General features: G+C 67.8%; 17 protein-coding genes. 5 read left to right on the top strand and 12 right to left on the bottom strand.

The window, feature by feature from the left end:
• Positions 1-74: 74 nt before the first annotated feature.
• Positions 75-758 (top strand): hypothetical protein, encoded by a 684-nt coding sequence (locus LZ605_RS19395; RefSeq protein WP_249842949.1) that lies wholly within the window; start codon positions 75-77, stop codon positions 756-758.
• A 45-nt stretch (positions 759-803) separates the two neighbouring features.
• On the opposite strand, the gene LZ605_RS19390 is transcribed toward LZ605_RS19395, so the two are convergent.
• From LZ605_RS19390 to LZ605_RS19380, 3 genes are all read right to left on the bottom strand, one after another.
• Complete coding sequence (locus tag LZ605_RS19390) at positions 804-1,166, bottom strand: DUF4288 domain-containing protein (protein ID WP_249842948.1); 363 nt, start codon at positions 1,164-1,166, stop codon at positions 804-806.
• Positions 1,167-1,347: 181 nt separating this feature from the next.
• Positions 1,348-1,854 (bottom strand): DUF2867 domain-containing protein, encoded by a 507-nt coding sequence (locus LZ605_RS19385; RefSeq protein ID WP_249842947.1) that lies wholly within the window; start codon positions 1,852-1,854, stop codon positions 1,348-1,350.
• A complete protein-coding gene (locus LZ605_RS19380; RefSeq protein ID WP_249842946.1) occupies positions 1,851-2,513 on the bottom strand; it encodes a serine/threonine-protein kinase in 663 nt (220 codons plus the stop codon). The genes LZ605_RS19385 and LZ605_RS19380 overlap by 4 nt, the downstream gene beginning before the upstream one ends.
• Positions 2,514-2,598: 85 nt before the next feature.
• Between LZ605_RS19380 and LZ605_RS19375 the strand changes: the two genes are divergently transcribed.
• Entirely contained in the window at positions 2,599-4,596 is a 1,998-nt protein-coding gene (locus LZ605_RS19375) for a bifunctional DedA family/phosphatase PAP2 family protein (RefSeq protein ID WP_249842945.1), read from the top strand.
• Positions 4,597-4,718: 122 nt separating this feature from the next.
• Here LZ605_RS19375 and LZ605_RS19370 read toward each other — a convergent pair whose 3' ends face one another.
• The 3 genes from LZ605_RS19370 to LZ605_RS19360 form a co-directional block, all read right to left on the bottom strand.
• Complete coding sequence (locus tag LZ605_RS19370) at positions 4,719-5,297, bottom strand: LON peptidase substrate-binding domain-containing protein (protein WP_249842944.1); 579 nt, start codon at positions 5,295-5,297, stop codon at positions 4,719-4,721.
• Positions 5,294-6,658, bottom strand: a complete 1,365-nt coding sequence (mpl, locus tag LZ605_RS19365) for a UDP-N-acetylmuramate:L-alanyl-gamma-D-glutamyl-meso-diaminopimelate ligase (RefSeq protein ID WP_249842943.1) — start codon at positions 6,656-6,658, stop codon at positions 5,294-5,296. The genes LZ605_RS19370 and mpl overlap by 4 nt, the downstream gene beginning before the upstream one ends.
• 330 nt (positions 6,659-6,988) lie before the next feature.
• Positions 6,989-7,552, bottom strand: a complete 564-nt coding sequence (locus LZ605_RS19360; RefSeq protein WP_107231620.1) for an adenylate kinase — start codon at positions 7,550-7,552, stop codon at positions 6,989-6,991.
• 136 nt (positions 7,553-7,688) lie between these two features.
• Here LZ605_RS19360 and LZ605_RS19355 point away from each other — a divergent pair, with 136 nt between their 5' ends.
• Together LZ605_RS19355 and LZ605_RS19350 are read left to right on the top strand one after the other, a co-directional pair.
• A complete protein-coding gene (locus LZ605_RS19355; protein WP_249842942.1) occupies positions 7,689-8,945 on the top strand; it encodes a 6-phosphofructokinase in 1,257 nt (418 codons plus the stop codon).
• Between the two features lie 114 nt (positions 8,946-9,059).
• Positions 9,060-9,449 (top strand): DUF488 domain-containing protein, encoded by a 390-nt coding sequence (locus LZ605_RS19350; protein WP_249842941.1) that lies wholly within the window; start codon positions 9,060-9,062, stop codon positions 9,447-9,449.
• Between the two features lie 97 nt (positions 9,450-9,546).
• Here LZ605_RS19350 and LZ605_RS19345 read toward each other — a convergent pair whose 3' ends face one another.
• Positions 9,547-10,050 carry a hypothetical protein gene (locus LZ605_RS19345; protein ID WP_249842940.1) on the bottom strand — a complete coding sequence of 168 codons (504 nt, stop codon included), beginning with the start codon at positions 10,048-10,050 and terminating at the stop codon, positions 9,547-9,549.
• A 297-nt stretch (positions 10,051-10,347) separates the two neighbouring features.
• Here LZ605_RS19345 and LZ605_RS19340 point away from each other — a divergent pair, with 297 nt between their 5' ends.
• Complete coding sequence (locus LZ605_RS19340; protein WP_249842939.1) at positions 10,348-12,375, top strand: sodium-translocating pyrophosphatase; 2,028 nt, start codon at positions 10,348-10,350, stop codon at positions 12,373-12,375.
• Between the two features lie 86 nt (positions 12,376-12,461).
• Here LZ605_RS19340 and LZ605_RS19335 read toward each other — a convergent pair whose 3' ends face one another.
• From LZ605_RS19335 to LZ605_RS19315, 5 genes are read right to left on the bottom strand one after another with little or no spacing between them, the layout of a single operon-like run.
• Positions 12,462-13,184 carry an energy transducer TonB gene (locus LZ605_RS19335; protein WP_249842938.1) on the bottom strand — a complete coding sequence of 241 codons (723 nt, stop codon included), beginning with the start codon at positions 13,182-13,184 and terminating at the stop codon, positions 12,462-12,464.
• On the bottom strand, positions 13,181-13,606 hold the full coding sequence (gene exbD / locus LZ605_RS19330) for a TonB system transport protein ExbD (protein ID WP_249842937.1): 426 nt from the start codon (positions 13,604-13,606) through the stop codon (positions 13,181-13,183). The genes LZ605_RS19335 and exbD overlap by 4 nt, the downstream gene beginning before the upstream one ends.
• 9 nt (positions 13,607-13,615) lie before the next feature.
• The gene (exbB, locus tag LZ605_RS19325; protein ID WP_249844957.1) at positions 13,616-14,344 is read right to left on the bottom strand and encodes a tonB-system energizer ExbB; all 729 of its coding nucleotides are present in this window, start codon (positions 14,342-14,344) and stop codon (positions 13,616-13,618) included.
• The gene (locus LZ605_RS19320) at positions 14,331-14,798 is read right to left on the bottom strand and encodes a YbaN family protein (RefSeq protein ID WP_279920375.1); all 468 of its coding nucleotides are present in this window, start codon (positions 14,796-14,798) and stop codon (positions 14,331-14,333) included. The genes exbB and LZ605_RS19320 overlap by 14 nt, the downstream gene beginning before the upstream one ends.
• Before the next feature lie 31 nt (positions 14,799-14,829).
• Positions 14,830-15,417: a biliverdin-producing heme oxygenase gene (locus tag LZ605_RS19315; RefSeq protein WP_249842935.1), complete on the bottom strand. Its 588-nt coding sequence runs from the start codon at positions 15,415-15,417 to the stop codon at positions 14,830-14,832.
• Positions 15,418-15,449: the final 32 nt, after the last annotated feature.

Raw genomic sequence — 15,449 nt, 5'->3', positions numbered from 1 at the left:
TATGCCGCGCCGACGTGGAGTTCACCCGGCCTTGACGATACTCGGGCCTCCCGTCAACGCACGAGGTCCACGCCATGCGCCGTTCCCGCCTGCTGCTGCCTGCCCTGGGGCTTGCCCTGCTGACCGCCTGCCAGGGCCGTTCGCCGGAACCTGGCAAGGAGCCGCCCGCCGGTGACGCCTCCAGCGCGCAGCAGGCTGCCGCCGACGGCAAGATGCGCTGGAGCGAAGCGGTGGTGTGGGATGGCGACCTCAATGCCTGCCGCCAGGGCGAGAGCGCAGCCACCCGCGACTGCCTGCGTGATGCGATGCGTGCCGGTGGCGCCAGCGCCGAAGCGATCACCGCCGCCGAGCAGCTGTCCACCGGCGGCGAACTGGCCTATGTGACTGCCTGGCACGAGAACGAAGGGCTGGGCGTGGCCACCGTGGAATACCCGTTCCGCGCCAATACCAACGAAGGCACGCGCCTGGTCGATGCCAGCGGCAAGCGCATCGACGTGGATGCCGTGCAGCTGGATGACACCCTGCGTGCCGACCCGACCGTGCAGGAGCTGCTGAAGGCCAACCCGCAGGCCACGCCGTTCGCTCCGGCGCAGTCGGCCGGAGCGACGCCGCTGGAAAACGGCGGAATCCGCGTGCTGTACCGCACGCCGCTGCGTGACTGTCATGCCTGCCCGGACGTGGGCCAGCTGCAGATCGCCTACGACTTCGATGCCAAGCGCAACTTCATCGGCCAGCAGGTGGTGCCGGCGACGCCGTAAGGTCACCGGCGTCTATAGAGCCGAGCCATGCTCGGCTCTATATTTCTATTCCTGGTACAGCACTTCCACGCCATCACCACGGGCAAGACGTCTCACCTGATCCAACGTATCCACCGCCATGACGGAGTACGTGACCTCCACACCGGAGTGCAGGCGTCCCTCGGCAGTGTCCTCATCAGTCTCTACCGATATCAGCTTGCGGATTCCGGCGAATCGATAGAGGGACGGTTCACCGTCTTCCCCCATCAGGCGGCCGCTCAGATCCTCATACCCGCAAGCAAGCGCGTTTGCATTCTCAAGAGCGCGCTCGTCGTTATCGGCACTGATCAGGTACACGTTCTCATGCACCAGGAACGATTCCTGCCCTTGGCTCTCGTAATAGAAAATGGCGTGTGCGCAGTACCACATGCATCACCTCAATGATTCTCTTGCGGGTTGTCCCTGGTTTGGATGTCGCGAGCCTTCCGCTGCCAGCGGAATCCACATTTATGCGGCACTTGGCAATGAGCCGTTAAGCCGTTAAGCCGTTAAGCCCTTAAGCCGTTAAGCAGCCCGCGGATCACAAACCACATCCACGCATGGTGTGGATTTACCGGTAGGCCTGCACCTGCCTCCGCAGCAGATGCGGCACGATCAGCCGATGCACGGGTGCGACCGGCAGCATGTAGAGGCGCCCGAACGCGTTGTGGGTATGCACCACCGTCGCCACTTCCAGTACGTCGCCCTGCCATTGCAGGGCCAGCTGCACGCGCAGGTGGCGGTCATCGTCTTCCAGCACGATGGCATCGTCATCCAGCGACTGCAGGGTGAAGATGCCCAGCCGTTGCCCTGGGCGGGGATCTTCCACATCCTGCACTGCACGCAGCGAGCCCAGATCCTTCATGCCCAGCAGTCGCATGCCGTGGTTGCGCAGGGCCATCAAGCCATCGAACCAGCCGGGAATGGTCGCCGCCATGTCCTGGTAGGCCTGCAGGGCCGAACGCCCGTCGCGGCGGGTCGTCGCCCGGCAGGCGTGCACGAAGCCGGCACCGGGCAGCTGCGCATGCAGCGCGTTGCCCGCACTCGGCGCTCCACTCACGACCGCGGCGGCGCTCACGGCTTCGGCCCCTGCCCCTCGTTGTCTTCCCAATGCAGGATGCGGCGGGTGACAAAGCGGTAGACCGGCTTGCCGGTGGCGAACCACAGCTCGCGTACCCACGAGGTCCGCTTGAGCACGCGCTTCTCCACCGGGGTCAGCGATTCCCGGCAGTACATGCGCTTGTGCTTGAGCAGGTGGCGCAGGTCCTCGCGGGCCAGCAGGCGCATCCAGCGCGAACGCGGATGGCCGATCACCGCCAGCTGGAAGTCGATCAGCGCCGGACGACCGTCTTCGGTGACCAGCCAGTTGGCTTCCTTCGCCAGGTCGTTGTGCGCCACACCGCGCCGATGCAGCTGCTGCAGCAGGCGCCGCGCGGCATGGAACCAGACCACGTCGCCGCGCGGCGGGCGCTGGTACATGGCATCGCCGGCCATGAAGCTGCGGTCCAGGTGGCGGCCATCCCAGTCCAGCAGCTGTGGCACATCGGCCATGCCGTGGATATGGCGCAGCGCGCGTGCTTCGCGGCGGGCCAGCCACCAGGCCGGCAGCCGCAGCCACAGCGGCGTGGCCCCCAGATCACGGCGGACGAAGGGGCCTTCGGGCCCGTTCACGAGCAGGATGCGACCGAAGCTGTCGGCCTTCAGGGCGTGCGGTGGCGTGTCTGGCGAATGCGGCATGTGCCCATTCTAGGCGATGGCGCTGGTTGCAAACGGTCACGAAGGGGCTGGGAACCAGTCACCTTTGCGCCCCTATAATCGGGCAATGGACTCTTCATGGATCGACGCCACGCTCGCGTGGATTGCCGCTCACCCCGTACTGGCGGGTGCTGTCATCTTCCTCATCGCCTTCTGCGATGCGGTCATCATTCTCGGCGCCATCGTTCCGGCGCTGCCGTTGCTGTTCGCGGTAGGTGTGTTCATCGGCCTGGGCCAGATCTCCGGGCCGTATGCGGTGGCCGCCGCAGCGCTGGGCGCCTTTGCCGGCGACGGCATCAGTTACTGGATCGGCCGCCGCTGGGGCGACCGCCTGCGTGGCGTGTGGCCGTTCAGCCGCTATCCGCAGTTGCTCGACCGTGGCGAGAACCTGTTCCGCCGCAATGCCTTCAAGAGCATCCTGGTGGCGCGCTATGTCGGCGCGATCCGGCCGTTCGTACCGGCCATCGCCGGCATGATGAAGATGCCGGCCAGCCGCTACGTGCAGGCCAGCGGCATTGCCAGCATTTCCTGGGCGGTGCTGTTCCTGGCGCCGGGCTGGATCCTCGGCGAGGCGTATGACGCGGTCGCCGCCGTCGCCGGGCGGCTGGTGGTGGTGGTCGGCCTGCTGGTGGTGATCCTGGGCCTGGTCTGGGCCATCGTGCTGTACGGCTACCGCTGGTCGGCCGCGCGCATGGACAACTGGCTGGCGCGCCTGCTGGACTGGTCCAACCGCCACCCGACGCTGGGCCGCTACACGGTGGGTGTGCTGGACCCGAAACGCCGCGAGTCGGTGCCGCTGGCGATGCTGGCGCTGATGCTGCTGTTGCTGGGCTGGGGCTGGTTCGCACTGCTGACCGTGGTGGTCGCCCACGGCGAACCGCTGGCGGTCGATCTGCTGGTGCACCAGGCCATGCTGGCGCTGCGCAACCCGCTGGCCGACTATCCGATGGCCGCGCTGGCCTCACTGGGTGCCTGGCAGGTGCTGCTGCCGGCCACGGCGGCAGCGATGGGCTACCTGATCTGGCGCCGACGCTGGATGGCCGCCGCGCATTGGCTGGCCGCCCTGGCCTTCGGCCTGGCGCTGACCATGCTGCTGGGTGCCACCGTGGACGTGGTGCGCCCGCTCGATGCCAGCAGCGGCTTCGGCTTCCCGTCGGTGTCGGTGACCATGGCCACCATCACCTTCGGCTTCTTCGCGGTGCTGATCGCGCGCGAGATGCCCGGCCGTACCCGCGTCTGGCCGTACCTGGTGTCGGGCATCGTGGTCAGCCTGATCGGCTTCGCCCGCCTGTACCTGGGCGCGCACTGGCTGAGCGATGTGATCGGCGGCATGCTGTTCGGCACGTTCTGGCTGCTGGTGCTGGGCATCGCCTACCGCCGCCGCTTCAACCGCTCGTTCTGGGTGAAGCCGGTAGCGTGGCTGTTCTACGGCGTCTTCGCGGTGGCAGCGATGTGGTACGCACCGCGCAACATCCCGGTGAAGCTGGAGCGCTTCGAACCCACCCTGCCGGCACCGCAGGCGATGGACATGCAGGCCTGGTGGCAGCATGACTGGGCGCAGCTGCCGGCGCGCCGCAACGAATTCGACGACGACCAGCGCTGGCCGCTGGACGTGCAGGTGGCCGGCCCGTTGGCACCGCTGCAGGCGCAGCTGGAAGCGCGCGGCTGGAAGCGGCAGGAACAGGCCGGCTGGCAGGAAGCGCTGCTGATGCTGGACAAGAACACCGGCGCCGACGAACTGCCGGTCCTGCCGGCCACGCTGGACACGCGCGTGGAAGCACTGCTGATGGTGCGCCAGGGCGCCAGGCCGGACGAACGCTACGTGCTGCGCCTGTGGCCGGCCCCGGTGCAGTTGCAGCCGGGCGCCACTCCGTTATGGCTGGGCAGTGCGCAGACGCTGCGCTACGAGCGCCACTTCCAGTGGATCGGCATGTGGCACCCGGTGCGCGGCGTGGATCCGGCGATGAACGCGGTGAAGGAGGCTGTGCAGGGCCTGCCGCAGCGCGAGGACGCACACAGCGAAACCGGCTTGCCGGTGCTGCGCTTGAAGACCGCCACGCCCTGACGGGTACCGGTCGCGATCACCCACTGTAGAGCCGAGCCCATGCTCGGCTGCTCTTCGCGGAATCCATCAAGCCGAGCATAGGCTCGGCTCTACAGCAGATGCACGCCATGCGTGGATGGCTCTTACGGCATCCAGCCCAGCAACTGCTGCAGACGCTGGTGCGGGTCATCCAGCTGCAGCAGCTGCAACCGCTGCTGCTCGCTCAGCGGCAGCAGTTCGGCCAACCGCCAGCCGACCCAGCTGGCCTGGTCCAGCAGCGCCGGGGTGGCCGGCGCATAGGCCTCGCCGGCCTGTTCGATGATGTGCCCCAGCACCGTGGCCAGCAGCGCATGCTGCGGCCGCAGTTCGTCGTCAGGGTCCTGCTCGCACCAGCGCACGTCGGCCACCACCAGCCCGTTGTCGCGCACGCGGGTACGTTCGACGTGGAAACGCCGCGTACCACGCAGGCGCAGCTGCAGCACGCCATCGGCGCCGACATCGAAATCTTCGATGCGCACCTGCACGCCGTAGGCCGCCGGCGTTGCCGGAGCCCCCACTTCCTGGCCGTCGAGGATCAGGCAGACGCCAAAGCCTTCGCCGCTGCGACCGCAGTCGCGGACCAGATCCAGATAACGCCGCTCGAACACGCGCAGGCCCACCGCCGCCCCCGGTACCAGCGTGGTGTGCAGCGGAAACAGCGGCAGCGATCCGTCGTTGCTCATCGGGCCTGCAGCGCCGCCAGGAAGCGGCGCGGTGCGCCGTCGAAGCCGCCGTTGGACATGAACACCACATGGTCGCCGCGGCGTGCGCTCGATTGCAGCTGCGCCAGCAGCGCGTCGGTATCCGGCACGGCATGGGCTTGGCCGCGTACCGCGGCGATCACCGACGCCGCATCCCAGGCCAGTTCCGGACGGTGCAGGAACACCACTTCGTCGGCCAGCGCCAGCGACGGCGCCAGCGCCTGCGCATGCGCGCCCAGCCGCATCGAATTGCTGCGCGGCTCCATCGCGACCACGATGCGCGCATCGCCGACCTTGGCACGCAGGCCTTCCAGCGTGGTGGCAATCGCGGTCGGGTGATGGGCGAAATCGTCGTAGACGGTGATGCCGTCATGGCTGCCGATCACTTCCATGCGTCGCTTGACGCTGCGGAAACGTGCCAATGCCGGGATCACCTCGGCCGGCGCCACGCCCACGGCATGCGCGGCAGCAAGCGCGGCCAGACCGTTGAGCACGTTGTGCCGGCCCAGCAGCGACCACTGCACATCACCCAATGCCTGCCCGCGGTGGTGCACGCGGAACGCACTGCCATCGGCGGCCAGCAGTTCGGCATGCCATTCCAGCGACGGGTCGAAGCCGAAGCGCTCGACCGGGGTCCAGCAGCCCATCGCCAGCACCTCGGCCAGGTGCTGGTCCTCACCGTTGACGATCAGGCGGCCACGCGCCGGCACCGTGCGCACCAGATGATGGAACTGGCGCTGGATCGCGGCCACATCCGGGAAGATGTCGGCGTGGTCGTACTCAAGGTTGTTGAGGATGGCCACCAGCGGCCGGTAGTGCACGAACTTGCTGCGCTTGTCGAAGAAGGCGGTGTCGTATTCATCGGCCTCGACCACGAACTCGCGGCCCTGGCCCAGGCGTGCGGAAACGCCGAAGTCCTCGGCCACGCCACCGATCAGGAAGCCCGGCGAACGCCCGGCGCTTTCCAGCAGCCAGGTGAGGATGGTGGTGGTGGTGGTCTTGCCGTGGGTGCCGGCCACGGCCAGGGTGTCGCGGCCCGGCAGCACCTGTTCGGACAGCCACTGCGCACCGGAAATGTAGCGCTGGCCGGCGTCAAGCACCGCTTCCACGGCCGGATTGCCACGCGACAGTGCGTTGCCGATCACCACCTGGCCGGTACCGGCCGGCACGCTGTCGGCGCGGTAGCCCTGGTCCAGGGTGATGCCCAGCTGCTCCAGCTGGGTCGACATCGGCGGATAGATGGCCTGGTCGCTGCCACTGACCGGATGGCCCAGTTCCCGCGCCAGGGCGGCCACGCCACCCATGAAGGTGCCGGCGATTGCAAGGATATGTACGCTGCTCATGACCGAGGATTGTGACCGATGACAGCTGTATAGGGCCAATGTCTGCTCAGGGGTAAGACAACCCCTACAACGGATGTGAGAAAACTCCAATCTTCTGTCAGGGAATTCCCGATAGCGATGTTCTGTGAACCCGGACACAATTCGAACTGCCAGCCGCAGTACCCGAACCGGTCCTACTCCCCAAGAGGCCATCCCCAAGGGAGCTCATGCTGCGGGGCCCTGAGCAAGCCCTTCGCTGGCGCCTATGAAATGACACAGGCCTGATCCTCGCGGACCAGGCCTGTGTTTTTTGCGCCCGAGGGGCCGGCAGCGTGTGCCGGCCCGGCCGGATCAGGCCTTGATCGCCGCCAGGATGCGGGCTTCGATCTCGTCCAGTTCGCCCACGCCATCGACGCGGGCCAGGGTTCCACGGCCGGCGTAGAAATCGACCACCGGGGCGGTCTGGTCGTTGTAGACCTGCAGGCGCTGGCGCACCGATTCCGGATTGTCGTCTGCGCGACCCTGCTCCTTGGCGCGACCGGCGATGCGGTCGACCAGCAGCTCGGTGGCCACGTCCAGCTGCACCACAGCGTCCAGCGGCTGGCCGATCTTGGCCAGCAGGCCGTCCATCGCATTGGCCTGGGCCACATTGCGCGGGTAGCCATCAAGGATGAAGCCCTTGGCGACATCGGCCTGGGTCAGGCGCGACTCCAGCATGCCCAGCAGGATGTCGTCCGACACCAGGTTGCCGGCATCCATCACCGTCTTGGCCTGCTTGCCCAGCTCCGTGCCCGCGGCGATTTCCGCGCGCAGCATGTCACCGGTCGAAATGTGGGCGATCCCCAGCTTTTCCTTCAGGCGCGTCGCCTGTGTCCCCTTGCCCGAACCGGGCGGTCCCAACAGAACCAATCGCATTGACCTGACTCCAACGTGTTGAAAACAAAGAAGGTTCGCGCCCCGGACGGACCGGTATCGCTGCACCGCAATAGCGCCACTTTACCGCATCCGGGTAATGTCCCTGCAATGTCCCCTCCCCCGAGCAGGTAGAAGCATGCGCAACGGTACTCTCCTCTACGCCCAGTCCGGCGGTGTCACCGCAGTCATCAACGCCACCGCGGCGGCAGTGATCGAGCAGGCCCGGGCCAAGGGCATCAAGGTGCTGGCCGCCCGCAACGGCATCCTCGGCGCGCTGCGCGAGGAGCTGATCGACACCAGCAAGGAGAGCGCCGCCGCCATCCGCGCCCTGGCCCATACCCCGGGCGGCGCGTTCGGCTCGTGCCGGGTCAAGCTGAAATCGCTGGACGCCGACCGCGCCCGCTACGACCGCCTGCTGGAGGTACTGCGCGCGCACGACGTGCGCTGGTTCCTCTACAACGGCGGCAACGACTCGGCCGACACCGCGCTGAAGGTCTCGCAGCTGGCCAAGGCCTCCGGCTACGACCTGACCTGCATCGGCGTGCCCAAGACCATCGACAACGACCTGGCGGTGACCGACACCTGCCCCGGCTTCGGCTCGGCGGCCAAGTACACCGCCGTATCGGTACGCGAGGCGGCGCTGGATGTGGCGGCGATGGCCGAAACTTCCACCCGCGTCTTCATCTACGAGGCGATGGGCCGCCACGCCGGCTGGCTGGCCGCGGCCGCCGGCCTGGCCGGCAATGGCGACGACGAAGCCCCGCACATCATCCTGTTGCCCGAGCGCGCCTACGACGAGGCGGTGTTCCTGGCCAAGGTGAAGGCGGTGGTCGAGCGCGTCGGCTACTGCGTGGTGGTGGCCTCGGAGGGCATCGCCACTGCCGATGGCCGCTTCGTCGCCGACGCCGGCGGCGGCAAGGACTCGTTCGGCCACTCGCAGCTGGGTGGCGTGGCCGCGCACCTGGCCGGCCGGGTCAAGGATCAGCTGGGCCTGAAGGTACATTGGGCCCTGCCCGATTACCTGCAGCGCTCGGCCCGTCACCTGGCCAGCAGGACCGACTGGGAGCAGGCGCAGGCGGTGGGCAAGGCCGCCGTGCAGCTGGCGCTGAAGGGCCAGAACGGGGTGATGCCGGTGATCGTGCGCAGCAGTGATGCACCGTACCGCTGGAAGATCGAAGCGGCGCCACTGTCGAAGATCGCCAACCACGAGAAGAAGATGCCGGCCGGCTTCATTCGCCGCGATGGCTTCGGCATCACCGCCAAGGCCCGCGCCTACCTCTCACCGCTGATCAAGGGCGAAGCCCCGCTGCCCTACGGCGCCGACGGCCTGCCCAAGTACGTCACGCTGAAGAACGTGGCAGTGAAGCAGAAGCTGCCACCGTTCGAGGGCTGACCCGAAAAAGGGGACGGAGGGGATTACGTCGTATCCGCCCTCTGCCCCCCTTCAGCGCCAGCAAAGGGTTGAATACGACTTAATCCCCTCCGTCCCCTTTCATCGAGGAGCATCATGGCACTGCGTGTTGTTCGACTCGGTACGCCGCGCGCCGATGGCGAGGGCCTGCGCATCGGCACGGTGCGGCGACCGCCGCGTGGCGTGCTGCGCAGCGAGTTCGCCCGGCAGGACTGGTACGACGTCTGGTTCCCGACCCTGGCACCCAGCGCGGAACTGGTGAACCAGGCGCAGGCGGCGCAGGGCGCGGCCCAGTGGAACGCCTTCTTCCGCCACTACAAGGCCGAAATGAAGACGCCGGCTGCGGCCCACGCGCTGGACCTGCTGGCCGCACTGTCGCAGCACAGCGACATCAGTGTGGGGTGCTACTGTGAGGATGAAGCGCATTGCCACCGCAAGGCGCTGCGAGAGCTGCTGATGGCGCGCGGGGCAACGCTGGTCGAATGATGGCAGGGTTGCCAGCCAGCGGCCGGCACTACCTGGATCCGTGCCCGAGGGTCACACTGGATCCACGCCATGGGTGGATTCGCGCTGCCGGACGGCCTCAGTTGCAGGCCTTGCCTTCCATCTGCAACTGCGCGGCAAACATCGTCACCTTCGGGATCTGGCCGGCCGCGGCCTGCTTCTTTGCTTCTTCCAGGTAGATCCGCGACTGGCCCTGTCCGTCCAACGCCTGGCTGTTGTTCACCGGCAGGCGCCAGACGCGCACCACGGCCTGCTGTTCGGGACACGCGACGCTGGGCACGCGGATCACATCATTGAGTTTCCAGCCCTTGTCGGCGCTCGGCTGGGCCTTGGCGTAGTCGACGAAGCGAGCGCGCGGCTGGCACTGTTCGCTGGTGCGCACAGCAGAGAAGCGGTACGGCTCGGCGGCCTGGCCGGTGAACGCGCCCTCCAGGCGTGCGCAGGCCTCGGGAATCTGCCGCAAGGTGTGCACGGCGCCCACCGCCTGCGGTGCACCGACGGCACGTTGCAGTTCCGGGGTCTCGGCGGCCAGTGCCGGTACGGCCGGGACCAGAGCGGCAAGCATCAACAGGGACAGGCGCATGGAGATTCTCCGACAGGACTGTGCGCAGGCTTGCAGAGATTGGCTTAACGGGGTGCAAAGGGCGTGATCGTGCTTTACCCCGAGCGGCAGTCGAGCGGCAGTCGAGCGGCAGTCGAGCAAGCTCGACTCTACGGGGCGGTGAACGCATACTGCAGCCACCAGGGAATGCTGAACACCGCCATACGTCGGACGACCGCCAAGGTCGGTACGGGTTGGTTCCAGGCTGCAGCCCGTCGTCCCCCTCGTGGTGCCGTTCATCGCCACTGGATGCCTACATCCATTCTGCGGAGGGGTCTAATGCTGGAACGTCACGGGCTGTCACTGGCGCTGGGCTGCGCCATCCTCGCAATCCTGTTCGGAATCGTCTCGGCGCGCTGGATCCTGCGCCAACCCACCGGCAATGAACGCATGGTCGCCATCGCCACCGCGATCCAGGAAGGTGCGCGTGCCTACCTCAACCGCCAGTACCTGACCATCGGCGTGGCCGGCGTGGTGCTGTTCGTGCTGGTCGGGGTGTTCCTGAGCTGGTACACCGCGATTGGTTTCGCAGTCGGTGCAGTGCTGTCCGGCGCGGCCGGCTACATCGGCATGAATGTCTCGGTACGCGCCAACGTGCGCACCGCCGAGGCCGCGCGCAACGGCATCAGCGCGGCCATGGACGTGGCGTTCCGCGGCGGCGCGATCACCGGCATGCTGGTGGTCGGGCTGGGCCTGCTGGGCGTGGCCGGTTACTACGCGCTGCTGCTGCGCATGGGCCTGCCGATGGAACAGGCACTGCACGCGCTGGTCGGGCTGGCATTTGGCTCATCGCTGATCTCGATCTTCGCGCGTCTGGGCGGTGGCATCTTCACCAAGGGCGCCGATGTGGGCGCCGACCTGGTCGGCAAGGTCGAAGCCGGCATTCCCGAGGATGATCCGCGCAACCCGGCGGTGATCGCTGACAACGTCGGTGACAACGTCGGCGACTGCGCCGGCATGGCCGCCGATCTGTTCGAGACCTATGCGGTCACCGTCATCGCAACGATGCTGCTGGGCAGCCTGATGCTGGCCGAAGCCGGTGCCAATGCGGTTCTGTACCCGCTGGTACTCGGCGGCGTGTCGATCATCGCCTCGATCATCGGTGCGCTGTTCGTCAAGGTGAAGCCGGGCGGCTCGATCATGGGCGCGCTGTACAAGGGCGTGATCGTCTCCGGCGTGCTGGCCGCGATCGCGTTCTACCCGATCACCACCGGGCTGATGAGCGACAACGTGCACGGGCCGATGGCGCTGTATGGCTGCGCGCTGATCGGCCTGGTGCTGACCGGCCTGATCGTGTGGATCACCGAGTACTACACCGGTACCCAGTACAAGCCGGTGCAGCACGTGGCGCAGGCCTCGACCACCGGCCACGGTACCAACATCATTGCCGGCCTCGGCATCTCGATGAAGTCCACCGCGCTGCCGGTGGTGGCGGTGTGCGCGGCGATCTGGGCTGCATTCGCGCTGGGTGGCCTGTACGGTATCGCCATTGCCGCCACCGCGATGCTGTCGATGGCCGGCATGATCGTCGCTCTCGATGCGTATGGGCCGATCACCGACAACGCCGGCGGCATCGCCGAAATGGCCGAGCTGCCTTCGGAGATCCGCGACATCACCGATCCGTTGGATGCGGTCGGCAACACCACCAAGGCGGTCACCAAGGGCTATGCCATCGGCTCGGCGGCGCTGGCCGCGCTGGTGCTGTTCGCCGACTACACCCACAACCTGCAGGCCGCGCACCCGGGCCAGGAATTCCGCTTCGACCTCAGCGACCACACGGTGATCATCGGCCTGCTGATCGGCGGCCTGATTCCCTATCTGTTCGGCGCGATGGCGATGGAAGCGGTCGGCCGCGCCGCCGGTGCGGTGGTGGAGGAAGTGCGCCGCCAGTTCCGCGAAATCCCCGGCATCATGCAGGGCACCGGCAAGCCGCAGTACGACAAAGCGGTGGACATGCTGACCCGCTCGGCGATCCGCGAAATGATCGTGCCTTCGCTGCTGCCGGTGGCGGTGCCGGTGGTGGTCGGCCTGCTGCTGGGGCCACGCGCACTCGGCGGCCTGCTGATCGGCACCATCGTCACCGGCCTGTTCGTGGCCATTTCGATGACCACCGGCGGCGGCGCCTGGGACAACGCCAAGAAGTACATCGAGGATGGCCACTTCGGCGGCAAGGGCAGCGAGGCGCACAAGGCCGCGGTGACCGGCGATACCGTCGGTGACCCGTACAAGGACACGGCCGGCCCGGCGATCAACCCGCTGATCAAGATCATCAACATCGTGGCGCTGCTGCTGGTGCCGCTGCTGTAAATAGCCTTCTGTAGAGCAAAGCCCATGCTCGGCTCTACGCATTGCGGGGTCGGAGAACAGCCGAGCATCGGCTCGGCTCTACAAGGTCAACGCCCGCGCAGGAAGAACGACACCGGCACCATCACCTGCACCGGGTCGCCGGCCACTTCGGCCGGCGGCGCCGGCACCGGGTTGGCGCGCTGCACGGTGTCCAGCGTCTCCTGGTCAAGCAGCGCGAAGCCGCTGCTGCGGCCCAACGTCAAAGCGAAGACGGCGCCATCTCGCGCCACCGCGAAGCGCACGTAGACCACACCCTGCTGGCGCAGTCGCTCGGCCTGGCGCGGATAGCGCCGGTGCTTCTGCAGATGTCCCAGCAGGCGGCCTTCCCAGGTCGCCTCGGCACGGCTGCGCTCGCCGGCGGTGGTCTGCGGCGCGGTATAGCGCGTAGCCGCATCGGCGGCGACCTGCGGCGGTGCGCTGGTCTGCGCGACATTGGCCTCGGCGGTGTCCGGCGAAGGCATCGGCTCGGGCGTACGCGGCGGCGCCAGCTCACCCTGGGGCTGCACAGGCACCTTGGGCTGTTCGCGCGGTGGCGGCGTGGGCGCCTGCCGCTGCTGTTGCTGCTGCTGCAGTGGTCCCGTCGCCACTTCGCGCGGGGGCGCTGGAGGCGCCTGTGCCATCGGTGCCAACTCCAGCATCAATGCAGCGGGCGGCGCAGTCGCGGCCGGCGCAGGCGCAGGTGCCGCCCACCAGCACGCCGCACCGATCAGCAGTGCATGCACCAGCAGCACGATCGCCAGGCTGGTCGCCCAGCGCCGCAGTCCGCTCATCGTGTGCCCTGCTCCAGGCCAACCAGCGCTACCTTCAGGTAGCCGGCAGCGCGCAGCGCATCCAACGTGGCCATCAGCTCACCGTAAGGCACGCGGGTATCGGCGCGCAGGAACAGGCGCTGTGCGGTGTCGCCATGGGTAGCGGCCTGCAACGCCGCCGCCAGCCCGTCGCGCGCTACCGCCTGCTCGCCCACGCGCAGCGACAGATCGGCCTGCACGGTCACATACACCGGCGCCTGCTCCGGCGGCGTGGCGCTGGCACTGCTGGCCGGCAGCTGCACCGGCACTGACACCGTGGCCAGCGGCGCGGCCACCATGAAGATGATCAACAGCACCAGCATCACGTCGATGAAGGGCGTGACATTGATCTCGTGCGCTTCTTCGGGGGCATCGTCGCGGTCGGAGGCGGTTCTGATCGCCATCGTCGTACCTCAGTGCACCGCGCGCAGCGGTGCCGCTGCGTTACGCGGAACGGCACGATCAAGATCGCGCGAGACCAGCTGCTGTACCGCGGCAGACAGGTCGCCGAGCAGTCCACGCAGACCGGCCAGCACACGGCTGAAGTGGTTGTAGACCAGCACCGCCGGAATCGCTGCGACCAGGCCCAGCGCGGTCGCCAGCAGGGCCTCGGCAATACCCGGCGCAACCACGGCGAGGTTGGTGGTGTTGCTGTGGGCAATGCCGATGAAGCTGTTCATGATGCCCCACACCGTGCCGAACAGGCCGACGAACGGGGCCACCGCACCGATGCTGGCGAGTACGCCGATGCCGCGCCGCTGCTGTCGCGCCGTTTCCAGCTCGATGCGATCCAGCCGCGACGCCACTCGCTCCTTGATGCCCTCGCAACGGCCCAGCCCCTGCGATAGTTGCAGTTCGGTACGCGCAGCCTCCAGCATCGCCAGCGCGCTGCCCCGCTGCAGGCTTTCCGCTTCGCTCTGCACCGGCAACTGTGCGGACTGCAGCAACAGCGCGCGCGCCGCACGCAACTGCTTCGCCTGCCGGGCCAGTTCCCAGCCCTTGGCCAGCAGCACGGTCCAGGTGGCCAGCGATGCCAGCGCGAGGGCGATCATCACCGCCTTCACCACCACGTCGGCGGCCAGGTACATACCCCACGGGGTCAGTGCGGGGGCGGCCACGGGGGCCAGGTCAGCAAGCAGCATCATCTCGGGTTCCATCAGCATCAGGGGATGCGCCACGGCGACGGGCCGCGCGCGCATCGTTGAGATCGTCCACTTCCACCAGCGGCGTGGCTTCAATGCGCGGTGCAGGGCGACTGAGCACATAGCCGGCGCTGACCGCGAAGAACAGGCCCACGCCCAGCAGCAGGCGCCATGACGGATGCGCACCCCAGCAGAACAAGGCGAAGCCCACCGCCATGCCGGCGCTGGCGAACGCCTTGCCCTTGCGCGACACCGCGCCCTGTTCGCGCCACAGCCGCAGCGACGGGCCGTAGCGCGGATGGGCCAGCAGGCGCTGCTCGAACTTCGGCGAGCTGCGCGCGAAGCAGCCCACCGCCAGGATCAGGAAGATCGTGGTGGGCATCACCGGCAGCAGTGCGCCGATCACGCCGAGGCCGACCATCACCCAGCCCAGTGCGAACCAGAGCCAACGCATCAGCGGCACGCCCGCACGCGACGGGCGTGCATCAGTCGAACTCGACTTCAACGTGACCGTGCACACTCCGGAAGGCGGCATCGGCGGCCTCGATCACCTGCTGCTCCTGCTCGGCGTCCAGCGGCACGGCATCCAGCGCGGCGGTGAACTCACGCCAGTGGCGTGCGGCGCCATCCGGATGGGCAGCCAGGTGGCGGGCGCCGAAATCGCGGTCCAAGCCGAGCTTGTTGGCCATCTTGTACAGCACGGTGCCGCCAAGATTGGAGCCTTCGGCCACGTACAACCAGCCCAGGGCGGCCGGCAACGGCAGGTCGGTGGGCAGGGCGGTGATATCCGCGCCCGGCACGGTCTGCTCCAGATCCTGCAGGTCGCGCGCCACCTGGGTCAGGCGACGGCGCTCGGCCAGGTCCGGCAGCAGGGCATCCAGTGCCGGGTTGGCGTACAGCGCGTCGATGCTGCGGTGGAAGCGGTACTGCACGCGCAGGAAGCGGGCGAAGTTGCTGCGGTCGGCGAAGATGTCACCGGCCATGATGCGCTTGTCCAGGGCGCCGTGGCTGTCGCGGGTGGCGGCCTTGAGCCGCAGGCTGCGGCTGTCTTCGGGAGCGATATGTGCGTTCATGGGGAAATGCCAGGGGGTCGTCCTGCTGTAGA

The sequence above is a fragment of the Stenotrophomonas maltophilia genome, assembly GCF_023518235.1.
Lineage (GTDB): Bacteria > Pseudomonadota > Gammaproteobacteria > Xanthomonadales > Xanthomonadaceae > Stenotrophomonas.
Note: the sequence above shows the minus strand (reverse complement) of the source record. Positions and strands in the feature narration are given on the sequence as shown.